Raw genomic sequence first — 21,957 nt, 5'->3', positions numbered from 1 at the left:
CTAGGGGCCATGGCCCACAGATGCAATCACATCAGCCGTGATCTTGATCCCAGCTGGCTTTGAAGCCACGACACATAATCATGATTTCCCCGCCCCAATGGCAGCTCCAGGATGCAGGGAACTTCATAAGGATGGTGATCTTCCACCCATTGCGCCAGTTCGATGGCGGTTGTTTTCGATGTTTTCAGAAGAACAACAATCTCGGTTTCTTCTTCTACATCCCCGTCCCACTCATAAATAGCGGTCATTTGGGGCAACACATTTGCACAGGCTGCGAGTTTCTCGCGGATCGCACCACCGGCAATCACGCGTGCGATTTCCATATCCGGAACCGTCACATACAGAAATGACATCTCGCTTGGCTGAAACTCTTCTGGCGTCATTGCGATTGCTCCTTGGTTGATTATCCGTCACACTGACCAACATCTGATGTTTGTATCACCAATCATATCATAACGGTGCGGGGAGTACCGATGGCGGGGAAAAAACATTCGAAACCCACAGAAGTACAGCTTGAATGGCTACGTCGCGGCCTAAGCCAGCCGGGCGGCAAGCTGCCGTTATTTGACGGAAACGGCAAACAGATCAACGAAAAAACGGTTCGGAGCTGCATTGACCATGGCTGGGCGGCCCCGTGGTTCGAAAACCCGGTCAAACCGGACTGGTTGATCTGCAAATTGACCGACGAAGGACGCCGCGTCGCAAGTGCCGGCATCTGACACCGGTTAAGCTTGAGATTACCCCAACCAATCCCACTAGGTTCACTGACTTTCTGATCCAAAAGCACCGCTCAACGGTATCAGACTTAACTTCCTGTGCATGACAGATGGGTAAGGCTGATGTCGATATTGCTCAGAAATATGTTCCGTGCCGTGTGTGTTTTGGGCGTACTGACCTTTTCTTCGCACCCCGCGAACGCCAGCGAAGACGCGTGGCGGATTTGGCAGCAAGATGGCGTTCACGCCCTGATGCGCCATGCCATCGCACCGGGCACGGGCGATCCGGCAAGCTTTGTGCTTGGTGACTGCTCAACCCAACGCAACCTTGATGAAACCGGCCGCAAACAGGCGCGCGACACCGGAAATGCCATTCGCGACAAAGGCATAAAGCTCACCGCTGTACTGACAAGCCAGTGGTGTCGATGCGTTGATACGGCAGATCTGCTGGACGTCGGCCCGGTCACCGAAGAACCCGCGCTGAATTCCTTTTTCCGTGACCGCTCGACGGAAGGCGCCCAAACGCGCCTGATCAAACAGAAAATTGCAGGCCTGTCTGACACGGAAAAAGTATTACTGGTGACCCATCAGGTAAACATCACCGCCCTGACGGGAATTTTCCCGCGATCTGGCGAAATCATTCTGTTCCGACTGACGGAAAACAACGATGACATAGACGTACTGACCCGCTTGATGCCCTAGCATCCCGGGACGTGAACAAAGAAATGTTATCAAGGGAGAGATAATTGGTCGGAGCGAGAGGATTCGAACCTCCGACCCCCTGCACCCCATGCAGGTGCGCTACCAGGCTGCGCCACGCTCCGACCGTAGAGATGCGCCGTTTGGCGCGGCTCGATAAATAGCGGCGCCACGCCAAAGACGCAAATGGTTTTTACGGATTTTTTTTGGCGTCCTGCAGGCCTGTGCGCAGGATCGCCTGAAGTTCTTCAAGTTCGCCCAAAACAGCTTTGAGCGCCGCCTTGTCTGGACCGGAAGCACTGGCCTCAACCGATGCTGAGCTGCTTGGCGCCACATCAGAAGCAGCCACGTCTGCGTCTTGTCCGACAACCGCGATTTCAGAGGGCAACTTGCCCTTGTTCTGATCAAGAAGCTTTTGAACCCCTTTGATCGTGAACCCCTGATCATGCAGAAGGGTTCGAATATGGGCAAGGAAATCAATATCTTCGGGACGGTAATAGCGCCGTCCCCCTGCCCGTTTCATCGGCTGGATCTGGGGGAATTTGGATTCCCAGAACCGCAAAACATGCTGCTGGAGACCAAGCTCCTTTGCAGCTTCACTAATTGTGCGAAAAGCAGAGTCAGACTTTGCTGTCCGGCGGGAATTCCCCGCCGCAGCCCCCAAATTCGTTTTCATGAGTTCTTTTTCTTAAGCGTTAATGCGGGCTTTCAGGACCTGTGACGGCCGGAAGACAAGCACTTTGCGCGGAAGGATCGGCACTTCCTCGCCCGTTTTCGGGTTTCGGCCGATGCGCTGTCCTTTCTGACGAACCGAGAAACTTCCGAACGAGGAAATTTTCACGACTTCGTCCTTGATCAAGGCAGACGAAATTTCATCAAGAACAGTTTCCAGCAGCTGGGCGGACTCGTTCCGCGACAGACCTACCTCCTGGTAAACGGCTTCAGCGAGATCCGCACGGGTAATCGTTGTTTCCGACATGACAGGCCGCCTCCTAATTACGGGACTTAATTTACAAGGCTATATCTGGTAGCGAAATCAGTCAATATCAACAGGATACACTGCTTTTTGACAGAATGTTGTGAAAATTAAGAATTTCACGTGTTTTTCGGCCATTCTGCGCAACCGCTGGCCTGGTTACCAGCGCACCAGCGACGCACCCCATGTGAAACCGCCACCCATGGCTTCAAGCACGACGATATCACCACGCTGAACACGTCCGTCATGAACGGCCTCAGCCAGGGCCAGCGGGATCGACGCCGCAGATGTATTGGCGTGGCGATCAACCGTCACAACGACCTTGTCTTTGGAAATACCAAATTTGCGCGCGGTGCTATCAAGAATGCGCTGGTTGGCTTGATGCGGAACAAGCCAATCGATATCTGTCGGCTCAAACCCGGTATCGGCTAGGACTTCGCGTATCACGCCGGCAAGGTTGGTCACAGCATGGCGGAAGACTTCCTGGCCTTCCATGCGCAGATGTCCAACGGTTTGGGTCGCGGACGGCCCACCATCGACATAAAGAAGTTCGTATTTGCTGCCATCGGAATGCAAACGGTTGGCGAGAATGCCGACGTCATCCATGGTGCCATTTCCTTCGACACCCTGAACAACAACCGCGCCCGCACCGTCACCAAACAGCACGCAGGTCCGGCGGTCTTCCCAATCAAGAATGCGCGAAAATGTCTCGGCCCCGATGACAAGGGCCGTTTTGGCCTGGCCATTGCGGATATACATATCTGCAGTCGTCAGGGCATAGATAAAGCCAGAGCACACAGCCTGCACATCAAAGGCAAACCCTTTGACCCCAAGACGGTTTTGCACCTTGGTTGCAGTTGCCGGGAAGGTATTGTCCGGTGTCGCCGTCGCGACAATGATCAGGTCGATGTCTTCTGCGGTGACACCGGCATGTTCCATCGCACTTGTGGCTGCGGCGAACGCCAGATCACTGGTGGTTTCCCCCTCGGCAGCGATGTGGCGCTGACGGATACCGGTCCGCGCAACGATCCAGTCATCTGACGTATCGACGCGCTTGGCCAGATCATCATTGGTTACAACGTTTGCAGGTAGATATGAACCGCAACCAATAATGCGAGAACGAATTGTCATGATTTGGGAACCGCCGGCTTTCTGTTTTCTGGTGGGTTAATCAGTTGGCTTGACCAACAGGAACGGCAACGTCTTCTTGTTCAGCATTTTCAAGGCCGGTCATGGCCTGCTCAAACACTTCAAGTTCATGCTTGATGCTGTCATTGAGGTTATTGACGATCAAGTCATGGCACACGCCGATGGCATTGGAAAAACCAAGCGCATCCGTACCGCCATGGCTTTTGACCGCAATACCATTCAGCCCCAGCAGCATCGCACCATTGTAACGGCGCGGATCCATGCGATCGCGGAAACGCTGAAGCGAACGACGGGCAAGAAGATAGCCGATCTTGGCAAAGAACGAACTTTTGAAGGTTTCACGCAGGAAATGCACCAACAGGCGTGCGGTCCCTTCTGCGGTTTTTAGCGCGACGTTGCCGGTAAAGCCATCGGTCACGATGACGTCAACGGTCCCCTTGGCAAGGTCATCCCCCTCGACAAAGCCCTCGAAACGGATCGGCAGATCAATCTCGCGCAAGATTGCAGCGGCTTTCTTGACCGATTCATTACCCTTGAGCTCTTCGATACCGACATTGAGAAGACCGACAGACGGCTTTTCAAGGCCAAACAGAATGCGGGTAAACACCTCACCCATCAGGGCGAATTGCACCAAGTTGTGTTCGTCGCATTCGATATTCGCACCAAGATCAAGCATGACCGTTTCGCCGCGCTGCGTCGGCATATAGGTCGCGATCGCCGGACGGTCGATACCGCGCACGGTTTTAAGGACAAACTTGGCCATGGCCATCAGCGCACCGGTATTCCCGGCAGAGACGACACCCTGCGCATCGCCCTCTTTGACGGCATTGATGGCAAGACGCATGCTGGAATCACGGCGCTGGCGCAGTGCGACGGAAGGCTTATCTTCCATCGAGACTTCCTGGGACGCATGGCGGATGTCGCTCACGGCTTCCAGGGATGGATACTTGGCCAGCAGCGGTTTGAGCTGCGCTTCATCACCAAACATCATGAACTTGAGATGGGGCAACCGCTTGAGAGCAATTTCGGCACCTGCCAAAACCATCTCAGGCGCGTGGTCTCCTCCCATCGCGTCAAGTGATATGCAAACCTGTTCAGGCAACGTATTCTCTTATGGTTGTTCTAAAATCTCTGAACCGGATACCCGGCAGACAAGCCAATAGGCAATAGCCGTCATTCATAGGCCGGAAGGCCCGTAATTACCGGAAATCTCGACCAGATACAAGGTAAAGCCTATTCCGGTGACCCGCAGCATGACAGCTTAAACGCAGCCATCGTGCCGTACAAAAGTGAAATGCCGGTAAATACCGGCATATTCATCAGGTCTAATCATCAGACGTTCCCGCCCGAATGACCACTATTTTTTCTTTTCGAGCTGTTCTTTAAGGCCAGCCAGCTGCGCAAACGGATTGGGTTTTTCGGCTTCGGCCTCTTCTTCGGACTGGATCGATTCCGGCATTTCCGCATCGTCCTTGCGCGGGTACGGGTCCATCGCAACAGCCAGGAACTGGGCGACAACTTCACCGAGATCAATCATGCCATCAACCAGCGGCTCTGGCTGTTCAAGCAGCGCCATCAGTTCTTCTTCCGACAGATCGTCAAGATCATCGGGGTTTGACGGCATGTCTTCTTCGGACACATGCGGGGAGAACAGAACTTCGACGGTATCTTCGACGGTTTCAGGCACAGGCTCGAGCGTCGCGACACAGCGCTGAACGATATCAGCACTCATCGGACCAAGAACGGTCACCTCGCCGTTCGATGCGGTCCTGATTTCAAGCTCGGCACGCAGGCTGTTGATGGAAACCAGTTCGAAACGCTCAGCAAGGGCAGCGCGTTCTTTTTCATTGGCTTCGACGACAAGTTTCTCTTTGCCACTGACCATTTCGTAGGTTTTGACAATTCGGGAAAACTCGGGGGTAAATTTATCAGACATCCGGTCTTTCTTTCTATTGCGGGTCAGTCACGGCGACGTCGGGCACTTCGGGGAAATGCACGGCACCGTTCTGCATTTGCAAAATGGTTTGATTTTCAAGTTTGGCCAGTGCGTCATGCACATAGCCCACCATTGCCATCAGTTGTGCGTCGCTGACCTCACAGTCAGCAAAAAGGTTGCGATCCAGTGCGGCGGCAAGCTCGGCTGCGCCCGACTGAACACCTTCTTCATATGCAACAATGCGTCCGTGATAGGATTCAGACATTTTTCGGATCCTTTTGAGGATACCGACATCGCCAACCCCCATTTCACGCATGTTCTGATCAAGGTCAGCAAACATCACATCAAAGATGTGCTGGGCAAGATCACGGTCCCCGTCATCCGCCTTGAGGCGGCGAAACAGGATGAAGGCATGCACGAGAATAAGGTCAAAACGCGCTTCCATCGTGTCGGGCACACCGAGCTTTGTATAAAAGCCGGGTTGGCGCGCCTGGGTTACCATTGCCGTGTAAAGTTCGAACGCAGCAGTTTGCTTGCGGTCCTTTTTCTTTAGCCATCCAAACAACAGTAACACTCCTTCGTTGACATTCCTGTCATGGCACGCAGAATACCGTAAATCTCATTGGGGCATGTCTGCCCCAGTCATTGCCCGGCAATATCATGCGCCTCGCGCAGAAACTCAAGGCAATTCCGGTTTGGCTTCAACAAGAGGGTCGCTCAGGTGAGCTTCATGCATAATAAAACTACCCGCATTCCCCTGATCATGCTGGCAGGGCTGGCTGTTGCCTTTGTCACAGCTTGCAGCCCCAGAATTGCGACCCGCGGCAACGCGCCGGAACCAGAACAGCTTGAACAGATCTCTGTCGGAGAATCGACCAAGGGTGATGTCACCAACATTCTGGGCTCGCCGTCCTCGGTTGCTGCCTTTGACGAAAATGTCTGGCTTTACATTTCCAGCGTCACCGAAACCGTCGCCTTCTTTGAACCGGAAACCGTTGAACAAAAGGTCGTCCTGATCAGCTTCGATGCCGCCAACCGCGTTGAAATCCTAAGCGAATATGATCTTGAGGACGGAAAACCGGTGATCCCGACGGACCGTGTCACCCCGACGGCTGGTCGTGAAATCACGATCCTGCAGCAGCTCTTTGGCAACCTTGGCCGGTTTAGCGAAGGGCAATAAGCCCGCCGCACCGATCAAACTCCTTGCCGTTATTTGAAATGGTCGAACCCGCCTTCTGCGAGTTCGGCCATTTTTCCATCCGCCCCGACCAGCGACACAATGCCAGCTTCATCGGTCACAGCACCGATAACCGTCACCATATCGCCAAGCGACGCAATATCGTCAGGTGATCCGGTGATCAGAAGTTCGTAATCATCGCCGCCGGCAAGAACGCGTTCCCACTGGGTCTCGTCGCTATCAACAACGGCCTTTGCCGCTGCGGATAGCGGGATCGCATCGCGATTGATCACAAGTCCGACATTCGATGCCGCGCAAATCTTGCGACAATCCCCGGAAAGCCCGTCAGAGACATCCATGGCAGCCAGTCTCATTCCTGCGCCAACAAAGCGTTCAGCTTCCGTCATGCGAGGTTGCGGCAGCCAATAGCGGTCTTTCAAGAAATCAGCCAAATCCGCTGAAAGATCGGGAAATTCCCCGTTCAACACCGCAAGTCCCAAGGCTGCGTCCCCAAGCGTTCCGGTCACGGCCAGAACATCGCCGGGCTTTGCCTGATCACGTTTAAGGGCACGCCCGGTTGGCACATAGCCAAAGGCTGTCAGGCTGAAAAAGGTTGGCCCCGGCGTCGCAACAGTGTCACCACCCCAAAGCGATACACCAAAGGATTTACAATCCTGGCCAAACCCCGCTGCGAACTGCACAACCCAATCATCGGAAAGATCGCGGTTATAGCCAGCACTGAGCACGACCCCACCCGGCCTGGCGCCCATGGCGGCCAAGTCAGACAGGTTCACGCGCAGAACCTTTCTTGCGATCAGGTCCGGATCATCGATGCTTCGGAAATGGACATCGGCCACCAGCGCATCGGTTGTGACAACAACTTCATACCCGGCAGGCGGAGAAAACACAGCCGCATCATCCCTAAGGGACAATGCGGCCGGATCACTTTGCGCGATGGGCGCAAAATGGCGCGCGATCAGTTCAAATTCGCCGGATCGCGCTGCCATATCAATTTTGCCCGGTTTCACCGGGACGCAGGGTTTTCCCGATACGATCCAACACGGCATTGACGAGCTTCGGTTCGTTCTCATCAAAGAACGAATGCGCGGCATCGACATATTCGGTGATGACAACGCGCATCGGCACGTCTTCACGCGCGATCAACTCATACGTGCCGGCGCGCAGGATGCTGCGCAGAACCGTCTCAAGACGCTGCGTGGTCCAGCCCTTTTCAAGTGCACCATCAATCAGTGCATCGATATCGACCATGCGTGCCGCGACACCTTGCACCAGATCGGCGAAAAAGCCGCGATCCGGATCGATCAGGTCTTCGTTCGGCACATCAAGATCACGACCACCCGTGCCATCAAGGCGGAAGTCGGAATATTCGCGCACGATATCGGCAGCTGACAGTTGCGACAGCTCTGCCTGATAAAGCGCCTGAATGGCGGCAAAGCGCGCTGCGCTACGCCGCTGTGCGGCTGATGCCTTTGTTTTATCGGTCATTACTTGTGATGTATTCCAAAATGGTTTTGAACTTCGATCTGACGCAGAACAGCCTTGGCAGCCTCGCCGCCCTTGTTCTTTTCGTCAGCTTTGGCCCGTGCAAGTGCCTGCGCCTCGTTCTCGACAGTCAGAATGCCATTGCCGATTGCGAGCTTGTATTCAAGGCAAAGCTGCATCAGCGCGCGGTTGGCTTCTTCGCAGATGTGATCATAGTGCGAGGTCTCACCGCGAATCACACAGCCCAACGCAAGATAGCCGTCATAACGCGGACCGGTTGCCAGCTCTTCCATCGACTGCACAGCATATCGGATGGTGATCGGCACCTCAAACGCACCCGAAACCGAAATCCGGTCCCATGTTGCGCCACCAGCTTCCAGCGTCGATGCGGCCCCTTTTACAAGGTCCTCGACGATATGCGTGTAATAGGGCGCATCCACAATCAGAATGTGGGGGGCGTTGCTCATGATTTTATTCCTCCGAGACGACAAGCGGACGCTGATCAACCAGATTTAGGCCGAAGCCGTCAAGTCCTACAATGTGGCGTTTGGTATTTGAAAGCAGAATCATGTCGCGAATGCCAAGATCATGCAAGATTTGCGCGCCAACACCGTAATCACGTAAATCACCATCGCCATTTTCATCGGCCAGTTCCTGACGGAGGGCTGAACCATCACCACCATTTAGCTCAATCAGCTTCGCAATCGATGATGAAAGCGTATTGGGGCGCGGTTCACGGATCAGAACGACCACACCACGGCCCTCCTCGCCGATCTGGCGCATGGCCGCAGCAAGCTGGCCTTGATGGCCGTCCTGGGTGTCGCCCAGAACGTCTTCGATGACATTAAGCGCATGTACACGGGTCAATACGGGTGCGTCGTCGGAAATATCACCTTTGACCAGTGCGATATGTTCGGCATAGGTGACGTTATTGACATAAAGATGCATGTCAAATTCGCCGCCATTGATGCTTTTGATCTTGGTCGTAGCCTTGCGCTGGACAACCTTTTCATGCTTGCGACGATAGCGGATCAAATCGGCAATTTGTGCAATTTTCAGATCATGCTTCTTGGCAAACTCGACCAGTTCCGGCAGGCGCGCCATTTCACCCGAATCACTCATGATTTCGCAAATCACACCCGACGGGTTCAAACCCGCCAGGCGTGCGATATCCACCGATGCCTCGGTATGACCGGCCCTGACAAGTACCCCGCCCGGACGGGCGCGCAGCGGGAAAACATGCCCCGGTGTCACGATGTCGTGGCGTCCGGCATTGGGATCGATCGCGACCGCGACGGTACGCGCGCGATCCGGCGCCGAAATACCGGTGGTAACGCCGGTCTTGGCTTCGATTGAAACAGTAAAGGCCGTTTCGTGGCGGGTGCCGTTATGGGCACTCATCATCGTCAGGCCGAGTTCATCGCACCGCTCGGACTCAAGCGTCAGACAAATCAGGCCGCGGCCATGGGTCGCCATGAAATTGATCGCATCCGGGGTCGCCATCTGGGCCGGAATAACAAGATCGCCTTCGTTTTCGCGGTCCTCGTCATCGACAAGGATAAACATCCGGCCGTTACGGGCCTCTTCAATGACGTCTTCAATCGGCGAAAGGTAATTGTGCGGCATTGTTGATCAATCCTTGCCCAGCATACGCGCGACATAGCGTGCCAGCATGTCGATTTCAAAATTGATCCGGTCACCCGGATGCTTTGAACCCAAGGTGGTTTCGGTTTGGGTATGAGGTATCAGATTGATACCGAATGTGTTGCCGTCAACCTCATTGACGGTCAATGAAACGCCTTCAAGCGTCACAGACCCCTTGGATGCGATATATTTTGCGAATTCTTCCGGCACCTCGAAGGTCAGCCGCAAAGAGTCGCCTTCTGGCACCCGTTTGGTCAGGATTGCGACCCCATCGACATGGCCCGATACGATATGCCCACCCAGTTCATCACCTACGCGGGTCGCCTGTTCAAGATTGACCTTCGAGCCGACTGCAAGATCCCCCAGCGTCGTGCGCGACAGGCTTTCTGCCGATGCTTCGATGGCAAACCAGTCATCACCGGTTTCAATCACGGTCATGCAGGCACCATTACAGGCGATGGATGCGCCCAGAACGATCTTTGAGGTATCAAAAGATGTGGTGAACTCAAACCGGGTGTCGCCGGTTTTTTCGATTGCACGAACGGTTGCGATATCGGTGATGATGCCAGTAAACATTCACTTATTCCGTTATTTTATCGTAGGTTACCGCAATATCCTGACCCATCTGTTGAGTCGAAATGCGTTTGAAGCGCGGTGCGTTTTCAAGCTTCGCCAAACCAAGGTCCGCAATCATTGCCTTGCCGTCGCCACCAATCACGGATGGCGCAACGAAATGAATGATGCGGTCCACAAGGCCCGCTTTGATCAGGCCTGCGGCAAGATTGCCACCCGTTTCAACAAGAACACGTGTCAAACCTTCATCTGCAAGCTTGTGCATGACGTCATGTAGGTCCAGATGATCTTCCGCGCATCCCGCAGCGATCACTTTTATCGCCGTTTTTTCAAATTTTTCCGATAGTTCGGTGAAATTCTGCTCTGCCGTCACCAGCCATGTCGGCACGGCATCTGCTGTCTCGACCAACTTTGCGGTCAGAGGAACATCACCTGCCCGATCCAGAACAACCCGCACCGGGGACTGATGGCTTCGCCCGGCCAAACGGCACGTCAAGCTGGGATCATCGGCGATCACCGTATTGGCACCGACCAGAATGGCATCGTGATTGGCACGCAACAGATGTCCGGCTTCGCGCGCCACAGGACCGGTAATCCACTGGCTTTCGCCAGCTTTCGTGGCGGAGCGCGCATCAAGGGTGGATGCCAGCTTTAGCGTCACAAACGGCCGCCCACGTTCGGCCTTGGACAGGAACCCTTCGTTCACCCGGCGTGCGTCATCACCATAAAGCCCGACATCGACCTGAATGCCCGCCGCACGCAGCATGTCATGCCCCCTGCCCGATACGCGCGGATCCGGATCAGTCAGTGCGCTGACAACACGCGACACACCCGCCTCAATCAGGCCGGTCGCACAGGGCGGCGTTTTGCCAACGTGGCTACAAGGTTCAAGGGTGACATATGCGGTTGCGCCACGGGCCAGATCACCGGCCATATCAAGGGCAACACGTTCGGCATGTGGGCGACCACCGGGCTTTGTATGACCACGACCAACAATGGTGCCATCAGAAGAAACAAGGACACAGCCAACGGCCGGGTTCGGCCAGACATTTCCCAAACCGCGTTTTGACAGGCTCAATGCGACCCGCATGAAATGCCGGTCGTCTTCGCTAAACGCGGGGGCTCTCATTACTCTGCGTCCGCCTCTTCTTCCCCATCATGCATTTTTTCGACGAATTGCTCGAAATCACGCGCTTCACGGAAATTCTTGTACACCGAAGCGTAGCGTACATAGGCCACCTGATCGAGGGCATTGAGCGCCTCCATCACCATTTCGCCAATGGTATCGGTGGAAATATCGCTTTCGCCACTGCTTTCAAGACGGCGCTGAATGCCATTAAGGGCCTTTTCAACACGTTCGTCTTCAATCGGGCGTTTGCGACAGGCAAGAAAGATCGACCGCGCCAGCTTGTCGCGGTCGAACAATTCGCGTTGCCCGTCTGTTTTCACGACCATCAACTCACGCAGCTGGACACGTTCGAAAGTCGTGAAGCGTGAACCACAGGCAGGACAGAACCGGCGACGGCGAATGGCGTGATGCTCTTCGGTCGGACGGGAGTCCTTAACCTGGGTATCGGTATGTCCGCAAAACGGGCAACGCATATGTTTATCTAAGCCTCAAATCGATCAGGAATAGATCGGGAAACGCTTGCAGAGGTCTTCGACCTTCGCACGGACGGTTGCCTCAACTTCGGCATTGCCTTCCGGGCTGTCGACCATGGCGTCAAGAACGTCACCAATCAGTTCACCGATCTGCTGGAATTCAGCAACACCGAAACCACGCGTGGTGCCAGCCGGCGTACCAAGACGCACACCAGATGTAATGGTCGGCTTCTCGGTGTCGAACGGAATGCCGTTCTTGTTACAGGTAATACCGGCTCGTTCCAGCGCGACTTCTGCGGCGTTGCCTTTCAGGCCTTTCGGGCGCAGGTCAACCAGCATCAGGTGGGTGTCGGTACCGCCGGTCACGATGTCAAAGCCACGCTTTACGAGGACTTCGGCAAGTGCCTTGGCGTTATCAACGACCTGCTGGGCGTATTCCTTGAATTCCGGACGCAGTGCTTCGCCAAAGGCAACCGCCTTGGCCGCAATCACATGCATCAGCGGACCACCCTGCAGGCCCGGGAAGACAGCGGAGTTGATCTTTTTGCCGATATCAAGGTTGTTCGACAGGATCATGCCGCCACGCGGGCCACGAAGGGTTTTGTGCGTGGTGGTGGTAACAACATCGGCATACGGAAGCGGGCTCGGATGGACGCCACCGGCAACGAGGCCAGCAAAGTGCGCCATATCAACCATCAGCAGCGCGCCAACCTTGTCGGCGATTTCGCGGAATCGCTTGAAATCGATCTGACGCGGAATGGCCGAACCACCAGCAATGATCAGGGCCGGCTTGTGCTCAACCGCAAGCGCTTCGACCTGATCGTAATCAAGGGTCAGGTCGTCTTCACGAACACCGTACTGAACTGCATTGAACCACTTGCCCGACAGAGCCGGACGTGCGCCATGGGTCAGGTGACCACCGGCATCAAGCGACATGCCCAGAATGGTATCGCCCGGCTTGCAAAGTGCGAGCATCACCGCACCGTTTGCCTGTGCGCCGGAATGCGGCTGAACGTTAACAAACTCGCAGCCGAAGATTTCCTTGGCGCGGTCGATTGCCAACTGTTCGGCAACGTCAACATACTCGCAACCACCGTAATAACGGCGCGAAGGATACCCTTCGGCGTACTTGTTGGTCAGGACGGTGCCCTGTGCGTCGATAACTGCTTTGGAAACGATGTTTTCCGAAGCAATCATTTCGATCTGGTTCTGCTGACGATCAAGTTCGTCGGTAACAGATTTGAACAGTGCCGGATCAGCTTCGGACAAGCTGGTGGTAAAAAAGCCTTTGAACGACATGCGGGGGCCTCTTTCGATGCGATGTGACGGGGAGCGACCCTTGGGCCGCCTGCCCGTTCCGGTTGATGCCAGATGGCGATAAAATCAGACGGAGCAGGACATTTTTGCGACGCGACCTTCGTGACGACCACCTTCAAATTCGGTCGACAGGAATGCATCCACGCAATCCAGTGCCGTGGCTTCACCAATAAGGCGCGCACCAAGGCAAAGAACATTTGCGTTGTTATGTTGACGGCAAAGTTCGGTCGAAAGACGGTCATGAACCAGTGCGGCCCGAATTTGCGGATAGCGGTTGGCTGCCATGCTCATACCGATGCCCGAACCACAGACAAGAATGCCTGCCTCGGCTTTGCCATCGATAATCGCCTTGGCGACCGCCTGCGCATAGTCCGGATAGTCGACAGAAGACGAACCATCCGTGCCCAGATCAAGCACTTCAATTCCGCGCTTTTTCAGGGTCTCGGCAATGGTTGATTTCAGGTCCACACCACCGTGATCGGAAGCAATGGCAAGGGTCTTGACGGTCATAGGCGTGCCTTCATCCAAAAGCAGAAGATAAAATTTGAGCGCCTTGTAGCATATAGCGTCGGACCTGCCAACGCGCAGCTCACCCAAAACGGCAAGTTTTCCAAACAGAACGGACGCAGCAAAACCGGCATGGTTCAGACGCTCCACATACTGAACACATATGTCGGTTTTTACGCCGTCAACAAGGCCAAACGAGGTATCAGAATGCCGATATCGCCGTACAGGATGATCCTGCCATTTAAACAGTAGTATTGCGCAATCGGTGCGGTTGTATTTCTTACGCCGTCTGAAAGCGTATGGATTTAAATGAAATTCGACAGAACATAAACTTTAATATAGCCCCAATATAACCTAATACAGGGCGGATTTAATAATTTACCTTGTGTTTTTCTGTGGTTTGATTATATCGGAAGAATAGTGCATTAAGTTTAATCTGAATTATCAAATGAAGGATTACTTCAATTATGGCTGAAACCGAGAACAGCGTGCTTGACCGCGACGAACTTTTACAGATGACCGTCGACATTGTATCTGCCTATGTCAGCAACAATGCCCTTGCGGCGGCACAGATTCCGGAACTGATTTCCACCGTCTTTGCTTCTCTTGATGAAATACACGAAGTTGAAAAAGAACCTGAAGCCGAACCGTTGAAACCGGCTGTTCCGATCAAGAAATCCATTGGTGATGATTATATTGTCTGCCTTGAAGACGGCAAAAAGCTGAAAATGCTCAAACGCCATCTGCGCACGACCTATAACCTCACCCCGGAAGAATACCGTGCGAAATGGGGCCTGCCGGCGGATTACCCGATGGTTGCCCCGAACTACGCCAAGCAGCGTTCGCAGTTCGCCAAGAAAATCGGCCTGGGTCGCAAGGCGAAATAACGCCCTTCCCTTAAATCGCCGAAACAAGAAACGCCGCCCAATTTCCGGGCGGCGTTTTCTTTTTTGGTCCGGCAGCAAAAAACACAGCCAAACTGGTCTCAGGATTTCTTGTTTAGGACGTATTGAAGTTTCTGGGCCGCCACGCGCTTTAACTGTTCGGGGTTACGGCTAATCGGGCCGGCCACTGTGACTTCCACCCCGGTCCTTCCATCAATGGCCGTGCAGCGCAAGTAAGTGCCCACTTTGCGCAGTTCAAAATAGATCTCGTTTGAGGTGTTATAGCGTGTGGCCATTGCTGTACTGATATTGTCAAAAAACGAATATGGCTATTCTGCCGCCATTTTCGAACAACGCAACAGATAACAAAACGGGCCCGGCAAACCGGACCCGCTTCTTTACGCGACTGCTTGCGTTCTGATTACTTTTCACCATCCAGCATTTTGACAATGGCCGAGAAATCCATACCGCCATTCCCGCCATTGGAATACAGCGCATAAAGGCTTTCGGCCAAGGCCCCCATCGGGGTTGTCGCCCCGGATGATGAAGACGCCTGCTGGGCGAGCTTCAAGTCCTTGAGCATCATATCAACGGCAAAGCCCGGCTGATAATCGCGGTTTGCCGGTGATGCGGGTACTGGTCCCGGCACCGGGCAATAGCTTGTCAGCGCCCAGCACTGGCCAGATGCCTTGGACGAGACCTCAAACAGTTTCTGCGCATCCAGGCCAAGGCGCTTGGCCAACATGAAGGCTTCGGAAACCGCGATCATGCTGACACCCAGCACCATGTTGTTACAAATCTTGGCCGCCTGCCCGGCCCCGCTGTCGCCGGCATGAATGATGTTACTGCCCATGCCTGCCAGAATGGGTTCTGCACTGGCGAAATCGGCCTCGGATCCGCCCACCATAAAGGTTAGCGTCCCGGCAGCTGCACCCGCCGTTCCGCCCGAAATCGGCGCATCAACAACGCCAAGTCCGGCAGCCTTGGCCAGCTCGGATGCCTTACGGGCCGAGTCCACATCAATGGTCGAACTATCAATCAGAACCGTACCCGGTTTGGCATGCGCAATCACACCGTCCGGTCCGTCATAAACGGCCAGAACATGTTTGCCTGCCGGCAGAACGGTTACGACGAATGCGACATCACTTGCCGCTTCGCCGACTGATGCGGCCTTCGCAGCACCGGCATCAACCGCCTTTGCCACCGCATCCGCTGACAGGTCAAATACCTTGACCGCGTGTCCTGCCTTTACAAGGTTTGCCGCCATCGGCCCGCCCATGTTGCCCAGCCCGATAAAACCGATATTCGCCATTTGAAGTCTCCTCTGTCACCCGATCGGGTGTTTTGTTCTGATTTATGGTGATCTGGCAGGTTTGGGTTCCCGCCCAATGCGTTCTAAAGATTAAGCTCTTTGTCTTCTGGCAACATTTCGAAATATTCCGCCACTTCGCGCGGATCGACCTGCCCGATATCGCCATGCTGCCATTTCGGCGCATGATCCTTATCAACAATCACCGCCCGGACACCCTCAAACAGGTCGGGCTTGCAGACCATGCGCTGCGACAGGCGGTATTCCATGTTCAGGACCTCGGCCAGCGACATGTCGCCACCCTGACGGATTTGCTCGAAACTGACGCAAAGCGCTGTTGGCGATTTGCCGCGCAATACCTCAAGGGTTTCTGTGCCAAACGCACTATCCGCATTCTGCAGGGCCTCAAAGATCGCCACGACACTGTCGCCCGCAAAGCAGTGATTGATCTCATCGCGAACTTCGGAAAGCGGCGCCACACCGAACGGTGTTTCATGCTTGTTAAGGATCTCCTCGGCGATGGCAAAGCCATCGCCAGCCCATTCTGCACCGACAAGTGCGCCCTTGATCGCGTCAAGATCCGCACTTTGTGCCCCGTGGGTGGCAAGTCCGGCATACAGGCAATCGGCGGCCTTGATCCGCGCGCCGGTAAGGCCAAGATACATTCCGATCTTGCCCGGGCATCGCGGCAGGAAATACCCCCCGCCGACATCCGGGAAGAAGCCGATCCCGGTTTCGGGCATAGCAAAAAGCGTTCGCTCGGTCACGACCCTGAACCGGCCATGGATCGACACGCCAACGCCACCGCCCATCGTGATCCCGTCCATCAACGCGATATAGGGCTTGGGATAGGTCGCAATATAATGGTTCAGATGATATTCCCGGCGATAGAACGCATCGAGTATCTCTTCGTCATCGATCTGGCGGGCATCATAAAGACCACGGATATCACCGCCGGCACAAAATGCCTTTTCACCAGTACCCTCGACGATAATGACCTTTACCGATGCATCCTGTTCCCAGGATTTCAGCTGCGCCATCATCATATCGACCATCGCAAGATCAAGCGCATTGAGCGCCTTGGGACGGTTCAACAGGATGCGGCCAACCGGCCCGTCCTGTGAAAACAGAACCGGTGCTTCGGCTGTATTTTCCGATGAATTTGAAACTGTGCTCATAACCTAGTCTTTCAGGGCTGCACGCGCGATGATCAGGCGCATGATTTCATTGGTACCTTCAAGGATCTGGTGCACCCGCAAATCGCGCAAAAGCCGCTCAATGGGATATTCCCGAATATAACCATATCCGCCATGAAGCTGCAGCGCTTCGTTACAGACATTAAAGCCGGTATCGGTCGCAAACCGCTTGGCCATGGCACAGAACTGTGTGGCATCGTCGGTCTTATGATCGAGCTTCCATGCCCCCTTGTGAAGCATCAAACGGGCAGCCTCGAGTTCGGTCACCATATCGGCAAACTTGAACTGAAGCGCCTGAAACTGATCAAGGCTTTTGCCAAACTGCTTGCGTACTTTCATATGGTCGCGTGCATGTTCCATGGCTGCGCGTGCACCACCGATCGAACAGGCCGCGATATTCAACCGCCCACCATCCAGGCCCTTCATGGCGAATTTGAACCCTTCGCCCTCTTCACCCAGACGGTTTTCGACCGGCACCTTGCAATTACTAAAGATAACGGCTGCGGTCGGCTGACTGTTCCAGCCCATTTTTTCTTCAAGCTTGCCAAATGACAGGCCGTCGGCATCCTTTGGCACGATAAAGGTCGAAATACCTTTCGGGCTGTCATCGCCGGTGCGCGCCATCACGACATAAACATCACTGCGCGACCCGCCGGAAATAAACGCCTTCTCGCCATTCAGAATGTAATGATCACCACCACGCTCGGCACGGGTTCGAAGCGATCCTGCATCAGATCCGGCACCCGGCTCGGTCAGGCAGTAACTGGCGAAATGTTCCATCGTGACCAGTTTGGGCAAGTACTTGGCGCGCTGCGCGTCATTGCCAAACGTATCAATCATCCAGCAGGCCATATTATGGATCGAGATATAGGCCGCCGTTGATGGGCAGGCTGCGGCGAGTTCTTCGAAAATGACCGCCGCATCAAGGCGCCCAAGCCCCGTACCGCCATGCTCCTCGCCGGTATAGATCGCGGCAAAACCAAGTTCGGCCGCCTTGCGCAGGGTTTCTTCCGGAAAGATATGATTTGCATCCCAGTCGCCCGCATGTGGGGCCATTTCATTCTCTGCGAAATCGCGCGCAGCCTGGGCAAATGCCTGCTGATCTTCAGACAGGGTGAATTCCATTGGATCGCCGCCTCTTTTACTTTTGTTATTTCCCTTTACGTAAACGTGAAATCGGCTGCTTGTCAATTCATTCGGTATAATCGTACCGAATTATCATAATTACGCATGATAACGCCCGCCACGCGCATGGATCTGATCTATTTCGCCAAATGTTCCTTGCAGATACCGGGCGGCTGCGCATACCCTCCTCGCGTCAGGAACAACGAAAAATCAGGGAAACATTCATCATGTCTTCGACCAAACCGGAAACCATTGTCCTTCATGCCGGCTATCGCGCCGAACCGACAACCGGTTCCGTTGCCGTGCCGCTTTATCAGACCACCAGCTATCAGTTCCGCGACACCCAGCATGCCGCAGACCTCTTTGCGCTTAAGGAACTCGGCAACATCTATACCCGCCTGATGAACCCGACCAATGATGTGCTTGAACAACGCGTTGCTGCCCTTGATGGTGGTGCCGCGGCAGTTGCACTGGCATCGGGTCAAGCCGCATCAACCTTTGCGGTTCTCAATATCGCACAGGCGGGCGATAACATTGTCAGCTCGACCGACCTTTATGGTGGCACCTGGAACCTGTTTGCCAACACCTTCAAGCAGATGGGTATCGAAGTCCGCTTTGCCGATCCATCAGACCCGGAAAACTTCCGCCGACTTGCCGATGACAAGACGTGCGCGTTCTATGCCGAAACCCTGCCGAACCCGAAACTTCAGGTCTTCCCGATCCGTGAAGTGGCCGATATCGGTGATGATCTTGGTATTCCATTGATCGTTGATAACACTGCCGCGCCGGTGATCTGCAAACCGATCGAGCATGGCGCCAGCATCGTCATGTATTCGACCACAAAATTCATTGCCGGTCACGGCACATCGGTTGGCGGCATTGTCGTTGATTCCGGCAAATTTGATTGGGAAAAACACGCCAAGCGCTTCCCGCTTCTCAATGAACCGGACCCAAGCTATCACGGCGCTGTCTGGACCGAGGCTGTCAAACCGATTGGCCCGGTGGCCTATGCAATCAAACTGCGCTGCACGCTTCTGCGCGACGTTGGCGCGGCCGCATCGCCGTTCAACTCGTTCCAGACCATCCAGGGCATGGAAACCTTGCCGTTGCGCATGGAACGCCATTGCGAAAACGCGATCAAGGTCGCGGACTTCCTGGCTGCACACCCGAAAGTCACCAAGGTCACCCATCCCAGCAAACAGGACGGCGAAAGCCGCCGTCGCGCGGATACCTACCTTAAAGGCGGTCTGGGCTCCCTGATGGGCTTTGAACTGGCAGGCGGCAAAGACGCCGGCGAGAAATTCATCAACTCGCTCGAGCTGTTCTATCACGTGGCCAATATCGGTGATACGCGCTCGCTCGCCATTCACCCGGCCACAACGACTCACAGCCAGCTTTCCGAAGAAGATCGCCTGTCATCGGGTGTGACGGACGGCTATGTCCGCCTTTCCATCGGCATCGAGCATATTGACGACATTCTGGCGGACTTGACCCAGGCGCTTGATAAAGCCTGATCAACCACCGCATCGCTACGAGATCAAGAAACCGGTCAGACCATCGTCTGACCGGTTTTTTATTGACGCTACTGCACGGCCGAGATAACCAATACCGGCAATACATGCATAACATGCAAAACAGGCAGTACGATGTCGAGCGTCACCAGCCGTCAGGACGAAATCCAGAAACTTCTGCGCAGTCAGGGCACGGTTCATATCCACGATCTGGCCGCCCTCTTCCACGCCTCCCTTGATACGATCCGGCGCGATCTGCGCCAGATGGAAGAAAACGGCTATCTGCGCCGCATTCATGGCGGTGCGGTTCTGCCCAATACCGCACATGAAAGCTACACGGAACGCGCGCAGGAACTGCAACCCGAACGCACAGCCATCGCCCAAAAGGCCGCGCGCGATCTGATCCCCGATGATTGCGTGGCATTCTTTGACAGCGGAACCACGATCTGCGAGGTCGCGCGCAACCTGAAACCGTCTTTTCGTGGCACGGTGATCACGGTCAATCCGATGATCGCGGTTGAGCTCGCCAATCATCCGAATGCCGAAGTCATCATGCTGGGCGGCACGTTTCGCAAAACCGATATGGCGGTATGTGGCTCGACAACCCTAGATGAACTCAGAAACTTCAACGCGGATATCGCGTTGCTTGGCACCTGCGCCCTTCACCCCGAAGCCGGTCTTTCGACCAGTAGCCCCGAAGAACGCGCAACCAAGGCCGCGATGATCGCCCAATCAGCAGAAGTCATTGCCATCACCACCGCTGACAAGCTTGAAACCAGCCTGCCGCATCGGGTCTGTGACATTGATGCGATCTCACATCTAGTCACCGGTCGGAAGCTCTCGACCGGCTATCTTTCCAATTACACCCGACGCGGCTTGAATGTCATTCAGGCCTGATCATATCGCCCTACTCTGCGGAGCAATTCGATAAATGCAAAGCCACGCCATTGCGCATAACCGGGTGCGCGCCATCTTCTTTTTGCATGGTGCGGCATTTTCAAGTTGGGTGCCACATATCCCGCTGGTACAGGAACGCCTTGGTTTGGGGCATGATGACTTGGGCGGTATTCTGTTGGCAGCCGCCATCGGGGTTCTTGCCGTGATGCCGATTGCCGGACGGCTCGCCGATCGGTTTGGCAGTGAACGCGTGGTGCGCTTTTCCGGTTTGTTCTATTTCATTGCCGTCGGCATTCCTGCCTTCATGCCCGATTACCTCAGCATTTCGATTGCGATGTTTGCGCTTGGCTTTTCCGGTGCATTTCTGGATGTCGCCATGAATGCCAACGGGCTTCAGGTCGAACGGATCAAGGGCCGCAGCATCATGTCGGGCCTGCATGGCTTCTGGAGTCTGGGCGGTTTTGTCGGGGCTGGTATCGCTGCTGCCTGGTTCGCCCTGCCCATTGGCAATGAGTTTCACCTGCCCTTCGTGCTGTCGCTGTTTCTGATCGCCCATATGATTGCTCAGGCCAGACTTTTGACCGATCACGATGCACACACCTATCTCGCCCAAGAAAAAGATGGCACCCGAACCTCCAACACAGTCACAAGGGACCGCAACCTGTTCCTGATGTTGCTGCCGTTCGGGGTTTGCGCCTTTATCGGCCAGTTCGGTGAAGGTGTCCTGACTGACTGGGCGACGGTCTTCATGAATTCCGAACTGTCATCCGGGCCAACCTTGGCCGCCGTCGGCTTTGCCATCTATTCCTGCGCCATGGCTGCCACCCGTCTGTCGGGTGATGCGCTGGTCACGCGCTTTGGCCGGGTGCAGGTCCTGCTGACAAGTTCAATACTTGCATCGCTTGGCACGCTTGTTCTGACCTTTTCCCCGCATATCGTGATTGCCTGGCTTGGCTGTGCGATTGCCGGGATGGGGCTTGCGGTGATCCTGCCCTTGTTGCTGTCCGCCGCCGCCCAGACGACCGGAAAAGGTGGTGGTGCTGTTGTTTCAATCATTGCCGCAACGGGCTATTCCGCCATCATGGCCGGGCCACCAATCATTGGTGCAATTGGCGAGGCCGCTGGCCTTGTTAACGCCTTTGCCTTAACGGCGATGTTCCTTGCCATGATCATCCCGGTTTATCTGCTAACCATGCGGAGCCGCTTGCAAATTGCGGGCAATGGTTGATCAAAGGC

27 protein-coding genes and 1 tRNA gene are annotated in these 21,957 nt (G+C 54.8%); 7 read left to right on the top strand and 21 right to left on the bottom strand.

Annotation, left to right across the window (positions count from 1 at the left end; all coding sequences use genetic code 11):
* Positions 1 to 26: 26 nt before the first annotated feature.
* Positions 27 to 383 (bottom strand): divalent-cation tolerance protein CutA, encoded by a 357-nt coding sequence (gene cutA, locus ACXAF0_RS11250; protein WP_475345940.1) that lies wholly within the window; start codon positions 381 to 383, stop codon positions 27 to 29.
* A gap of 90 nt (positions 384 to 473) precedes the next feature.
* On the opposite strand from cutA, the gene ACXAF0_RS11245 reads away from it, so the two are divergent.
* Positions 474 to 719 carry a hypothetical protein gene (locus ACXAF0_RS11245; protein ID WP_475345939.1) on the top strand — a complete coding sequence of 82 codons (246 nt, stop codon included), beginning with the start codon at positions 474 to 476 and terminating at the stop codon, positions 717 to 719.
* A 120-nt stretch (positions 720 to 839) separates the two neighbouring features.
* Positions 840 to 1,418, top strand: a complete 579-nt coding sequence (locus ACXAF0_RS11240) for a histidine phosphatase family protein (RefSeq protein ID WP_475345938.1) — start codon at positions 840 to 842, stop codon at positions 1,416 to 1,418.
* A gap of 45 nt (positions 1,419 to 1,463) precedes the next feature.
* Here ACXAF0_RS11240 and ACXAF0_RS11235 read toward each other — a convergent pair.
* The 7 genes from ACXAF0_RS11235 to ACXAF0_RS11205 form a co-directional block, all read right to left on the bottom strand.
* Positions 1,464 to 1,540, bottom strand: a tRNA-Pro gene (locus tag ACXAF0_RS11235).
* A 68-nt stretch (positions 1,541 to 1,608) separates the two neighbouring features.
* A complete protein-coding gene (locus ACXAF0_RS11230) occupies positions 1,609 to 2,091 on the bottom strand; it encodes a MerR family transcriptional regulator (protein ID WP_475345937.1) in 483 nt (160 codons plus the stop codon).
* 12 nt (positions 2,092 to 2,103) lie between these two features.
* On the bottom strand, positions 2,104 to 2,394 hold the full coding sequence (locus tag ACXAF0_RS11225) for an integration host factor subunit alpha (RefSeq protein ID WP_008891097.1): 291 nt from the start codon (positions 2,392 to 2,394) through the stop codon (positions 2,104 to 2,106).
* Positions 2,395 to 2,550: 156 nt separating this feature from the next.
* Positions 2,551 to 3,522 carry a beta-ketoacyl-ACP synthase III gene (locus tag ACXAF0_RS11220; RefSeq protein WP_475345936.1) on the bottom strand — a complete coding sequence of 324 codons (972 nt, stop codon included), beginning with the start codon at positions 3,520 to 3,522 and terminating at the stop codon, positions 2,551 to 2,553.
* 40 nt (positions 3,523 to 3,562) lie between these two features.
* Complete coding sequence (gene plsX, locus ACXAF0_RS11215) at positions 3,563 to 4,642, bottom strand: phosphate acyltransferase PlsX (RefSeq protein WP_475345935.1); 1,080 nt, start codon at positions 4,640 to 4,642, stop codon at positions 3,563 to 3,565.
* A 255-nt stretch (positions 4,643 to 4,897) separates the two neighbouring features.
* Positions 4,898 to 5,476 (bottom strand): YceD family protein, encoded by a 579-nt coding sequence (locus ACXAF0_RS11210; RefSeq protein WP_475345934.1) that lies wholly within the window; start codon positions 5,474 to 5,476, stop codon positions 4,898 to 4,900.
* Between the two features lie 13 nt (positions 5,477 to 5,489).
* The gene (locus ACXAF0_RS11205) at positions 5,490 to 6,041 is read right to left on the bottom strand and encodes a ubiquinol-cytochrome C chaperone family protein (protein WP_475345933.1); all 552 of its coding nucleotides are present in this window, start codon (positions 6,039 to 6,041) and stop codon (positions 5,490 to 5,492) included.
* Between the two features lie 165 nt (positions 6,042 to 6,206).
* Between ACXAF0_RS11205 and ACXAF0_RS11200 the strand changes: the two genes are divergently transcribed.
* Positions 6,207 to 6,656 carry an outer membrane protein assembly factor BamE gene (locus tag ACXAF0_RS11200; protein ID WP_167718113.1) on the top strand — a complete coding sequence of 150 codons (450 nt, stop codon included), beginning with the start codon at positions 6,207 to 6,209 and terminating at the stop codon, positions 6,654 to 6,656.
* A gap of 29 nt (positions 6,657 to 6,685) precedes the next feature.
* Here the strand turns inward: ACXAF0_RS11200 and thiL are convergent, their stop codons facing one another.
* The 9 genes from thiL to rpiB form a co-directional block, all read right to left on the bottom strand.
* Positions 6,686 to 7,660 (bottom strand): thiamine-phosphate kinase, encoded by a 975-nt coding sequence (thiL, locus tag ACXAF0_RS11195; protein WP_475345932.1) that lies wholly within the window; start codon positions 7,658 to 7,660, stop codon positions 6,686 to 6,688.
* A gap of 1 nt (position 7,661) precedes the next feature.
* Complete coding sequence (gene nusB, locus ACXAF0_RS11190; RefSeq protein ID WP_475345931.1) at positions 7,662 to 8,159, bottom strand: transcription antitermination factor NusB; 498 nt, start codon at positions 8,157 to 8,159, stop codon at positions 7,662 to 7,664.
* Entirely contained in the window at positions 8,159 to 8,623 is a 465-nt protein-coding gene (gene ribH / locus ACXAF0_RS11185) for a 6,7-dimethyl-8-ribityllumazine synthase (RefSeq protein WP_475345930.1), read from the bottom strand. Before ribH ends, nusB begins: the two co-directional genes overlap by 1 nt.
* Before the next feature lie 4 nt (positions 8,624 to 8,627).
* A complete protein-coding gene (gene ribB / locus ACXAF0_RS11180; RefSeq protein WP_475345929.1) occupies positions 8,628 to 9,782 on the bottom strand; it encodes a 3,4-dihydroxy-2-butanone-4-phosphate synthase in 1,155 nt (384 codons plus the stop codon).
* 6 nt (positions 9,783 to 9,788) lie between these two features.
* The gene (locus ACXAF0_RS11175; RefSeq protein ID WP_475345928.1) at positions 9,789 to 10,376 is read right to left on the bottom strand and encodes a riboflavin synthase; all 588 of its coding nucleotides are present in this window, start codon (positions 10,374 to 10,376) and stop codon (positions 9,789 to 9,791) included.
* A gap of 4 nt (positions 10,377 to 10,380) precedes the next feature.
* Positions 10,381 to 11,502 carry a bifunctional diaminohydroxyphosphoribosylaminopyrimidine deaminase/5-amino-6-(5-phosphoribosylamino)uracil reductase RibD gene (ribD, locus tag ACXAF0_RS11170; protein WP_475345927.1) on the bottom strand — a complete coding sequence of 374 codons (1,122 nt, stop codon included), beginning with the start codon at positions 11,500 to 11,502 and terminating at the stop codon, positions 10,381 to 10,383.
* Positions 11,502 to 11,975 (bottom strand): transcriptional regulator NrdR, encoded by a 474-nt coding sequence (gene nrdR, locus ACXAF0_RS11165; protein WP_008891109.1) that lies wholly within the window; start codon positions 11,973 to 11,975, stop codon positions 11,502 to 11,504. The genes ribD and nrdR overlap by 1 nt, the downstream gene beginning before the upstream one ends.
* A gap of 24 nt (positions 11,976 to 11,999) precedes the next feature.
* Positions 12,000 to 13,274 carry a serine hydroxymethyltransferase gene (gene glyA, locus ACXAF0_RS11160; protein WP_475345926.1) on the bottom strand — a complete coding sequence of 425 codons (1,275 nt, stop codon included), beginning with the start codon at positions 13,272 to 13,274 and terminating at the stop codon, positions 12,000 to 12,002.
* An 84-nt stretch (positions 13,275 to 13,358) separates the two neighbouring features.
* Entirely contained in the window at positions 13,359 to 13,802 is a 444-nt protein-coding gene (gene rpiB / locus ACXAF0_RS11155; protein ID WP_475345925.1) for a ribose 5-phosphate isomerase B, read from the bottom strand.
* 464 nt (positions 13,803 to 14,266) lie between these two features.
* On the opposite strand from rpiB, the gene ACXAF0_RS11150 reads away from it, so the two are divergent.
* A complete protein-coding gene (locus ACXAF0_RS11150) occupies positions 14,267 to 14,686 on the top strand; it encodes a Ros/MucR family transcriptional regulator (protein WP_044829176.1) in 420 nt (139 codons plus the stop codon).
* Positions 14,687 to 14,784: 98 nt separating this feature from the next.
* Here the strand turns inward: ACXAF0_RS11150 and ACXAF0_RS11145 are convergent, their stop codons facing one another.
* The 4 genes from ACXAF0_RS11145 to ACXAF0_RS11130 form a co-directional block, all read right to left on the bottom strand.
* Positions 14,785 to 14,979 carry a DUF6898 family protein gene (locus tag ACXAF0_RS11145; RefSeq protein WP_475345924.1) on the bottom strand — a complete coding sequence of 65 codons (195 nt, stop codon included), beginning with the start codon at positions 14,977 to 14,979 and terminating at the stop codon, positions 14,785 to 14,787.
* A gap of 125 nt (positions 14,980 to 15,104) precedes the next feature.
* Positions 15,105 to 15,995: a 3-hydroxyisobutyrate dehydrogenase gene (gene mmsB, locus ACXAF0_RS11140; RefSeq protein ID WP_475345923.1), complete on the bottom strand. Its 891-nt coding sequence runs from the start codon at positions 15,993 to 15,995 to the stop codon at positions 15,105 to 15,107.
* Positions 15,996 to 16,078: 83 nt separating this feature from the next.
* The gene (locus ACXAF0_RS11135) at positions 16,079 to 17,170 is read right to left on the bottom strand and encodes an enoyl-CoA hydratase/isomerase family protein (protein WP_475345922.1); all 1,092 of its coding nucleotides are present in this window, start codon (positions 17,168 to 17,170) and stop codon (positions 16,079 to 16,081) included.
* Between the two features lie 3 nt (positions 17,171 to 17,173).
* Complete coding sequence (locus tag ACXAF0_RS11130; protein ID WP_475345921.1) at positions 17,174 to 18,313, bottom strand: acyl-CoA dehydrogenase family protein; 1,140 nt, start codon at positions 18,311 to 18,313, stop codon at positions 17,174 to 17,176.
* Positions 18,314 to 18,540: 227 nt separating this feature from the next.
* Between ACXAF0_RS11130 and ACXAF0_RS11125 the strand changes: the two genes are divergently transcribed.
* From ACXAF0_RS11125 to ACXAF0_RS11115, 3 genes are all read left to right on the top strand, one after another.
* Complete coding sequence (locus ACXAF0_RS11125; protein ID WP_475345920.1) at positions 18,541 to 19,827, top strand: O-acetylhomoserine aminocarboxypropyltransferase/cysteine synthase family protein; 1,287 nt, start codon at positions 18,541 to 18,543, stop codon at positions 19,825 to 19,827.
* A gap of 132 nt (positions 19,828 to 19,959) precedes the next feature.
* The gene (locus tag ACXAF0_RS11120) at positions 19,960 to 20,721 is read left to right on the top strand and encodes a DeoR/GlpR family DNA-binding transcription regulator (protein WP_475345919.1); all 762 of its coding nucleotides are present in this window, start codon (positions 19,960 to 19,962) and stop codon (positions 20,719 to 20,721) included.
* A 34-nt stretch (positions 20,722 to 20,755) separates the two neighbouring features.
* A complete protein-coding gene (locus ACXAF0_RS11115) occupies positions 20,756 to 21,949 on the top strand; it encodes an MFS transporter (RefSeq protein ID WP_475345918.1) in 1,194 nt (397 codons plus the stop codon).
* Positions 21,950 to 21,957 lie beyond the last annotated feature (8 nt).

Source organism: Thalassospira sp. ABD4_177, from assembly GCF_056160125.1.
This window is presented reverse-complemented; position numbering and strand designations above follow the sequence as displayed.

What these genes read in the sequence shown, in the direction of transcription:
- cutA (WP_475345940.1), bottom strand. Translation starts at nt 383, where the DNA reads ATGACGCCAGAAGAGTTTCAGCCAAGCGAGATGTCATTTCTGTATGTG.
- ACXAF0_RS11245 (WP_475345939.1), top strand. Translation starts at nt 474, where the DNA reads ATGGCGGGGAAAAAACATTCGAAACCCACAGAAGTACAGCTTGAATGG.
- ACXAF0_RS11240 (WP_475345938.1), top strand. Translation starts at nt 840, where the DNA reads ATGTCGATATTGCTCAGAAATATGTTCCGTGCCGTGTGTGTTTTGGGC.
- ACXAF0_RS11230 (WP_475345937.1), bottom strand. Translation starts at nt 2,091, where the DNA reads ATGAAAACGAATTTGGGGGCTGCGGCGGGGAATTCCCGCCGGACAGCA.
- ACXAF0_RS11225 (WP_008891097.1), bottom strand. Translation starts at nt 2,394, where the DNA reads ATGTCGGAAACAACGATTACCCGTGCGGATCTCGCTGAAGCCGTTTAC.
- ACXAF0_RS11220 (WP_475345936.1), bottom strand. Translation starts at nt 3,522, where the DNA reads ATGACAATTCGTTCTCGCATTATTGGTTGCGGTTCATATCTACCTGCA.
- ACXAF0_RS11210 (WP_475345934.1), bottom strand. Translation starts at nt 5,476, where the DNA reads ATGTCTGATAAATTTACCCCCGAGTTTTCCCGAATTGTCAAAACCTAC.
- ACXAF0_RS11200 (WP_167718113.1), top strand. Translation starts at nt 6,207, where the DNA reads ATGCATAATAAAACTACCCGCATTCCCCTGATCATGCTGGCAGGGCTG.
- thiL (WP_475345932.1), bottom strand. Translation starts at nt 7,660, where the DNA reads ATGGCAGCGCGATCCGGCGAATTTGAACTGATCGCGCGCCATTTTGCG.
- nusB (WP_475345931.1), bottom strand. Translation starts at nt 8,159, where the DNA reads ATGACCGATAAAACAAAGGCATCAGCCGCACAGCGGCGTAGCGCAGCG.
- ribH (WP_475345930.1), bottom strand. Translation starts at nt 8,623, where the DNA reads ATGAGCAACGCCCCCCACATTCTGATTGTGGATGCGCCCTATTACACG.
- ribB (WP_475345929.1), bottom strand. Translation starts at nt 9,782, where the DNA reads ATGCCGCACAATTACCTTTCGCCGATTGAAGACGTCATTGAAGAGGCC.
- ACXAF0_RS11175 (WP_475345928.1), bottom strand. Translation starts at nt 10,376, where the DNA reads ATGTTTACTGGCATCATCACCGATATCGCAACCGTTCGTGCAATCGAA.
- ribD (WP_475345927.1), bottom strand. Translation starts at nt 11,502, where the DNA reads ATGAGAGCCCCCGCGTTTAGCGAAGACGACCGGCATTTCATGCGGGTC.
- nrdR (WP_008891109.1), bottom strand. Translation starts at nt 11,975, where the DNA reads ATGCGTTGCCCGTTTTGCGGACATACCGATACCCAGGTTAAGGACTCC.
- glyA (WP_475345926.1), bottom strand. Translation starts at nt 13,274, where the DNA reads ATGTCGTTCAAAGGCTTTTTTACCACCAGCTTGTCCGAAGCTGATCCG.
- rpiB (WP_475345925.1), bottom strand. Translation starts at nt 13,802, where the DNA reads ATGACCGTCAAGACCCTTGCCATTGCTTCCGATCACGGTGGTGTGGAC.
- ACXAF0_RS11150 (WP_044829176.1), top strand. Translation starts at nt 14,267, where the DNA reads ATGGCTGAAACCGAGAACAGCGTGCTTGACCGCGACGAACTTTTACAG.
- ACXAF0_RS11145 (WP_475345924.1), bottom strand. Translation starts at nt 14,979, where the DNA reads ATGGCCACACGCTATAACACCTCAAACGAGATCTATTTTGAACTGCGC.
- mmsB (WP_475345923.1), bottom strand. Translation starts at nt 15,995, where the DNA reads ATGGCGAATATCGGTTTTATCGGGCTGGGCAACATGGGCGGGCCGATG.
- ACXAF0_RS11135 (WP_475345922.1), bottom strand. Translation starts at nt 17,170, where the DNA reads ATGAGCACAGTTTCAAATTCATCGGAAAATACAGCCGAAGCACCGGTT.
- ACXAF0_RS11130 (WP_475345921.1), bottom strand. Translation starts at nt 18,313, where the DNA reads ATGGAATTCACCCTGTCTGAAGATCAGCAGGCATTTGCCCAGGCTGCG.
- ACXAF0_RS11125 (WP_475345920.1), top strand. Translation starts at nt 18,541, where the DNA reads ATGTCTTCGACCAAACCGGAAACCATTGTCCTTCATGCCGGCTATCGC.
- ACXAF0_RS11120 (WP_475345919.1), top strand. Translation starts at nt 19,960, where the DNA reads ATGTCGAGCGTCACCAGCCGTCAGGACGAAATCCAGAAACTTCTGCGC.
- ACXAF0_RS11115 (WP_475345918.1), top strand. Translation starts at nt 20,756, where the DNA reads ATGCAAAGCCACGCCATTGCGCATAACCGGGTGCGCGCCATCTTCTTT.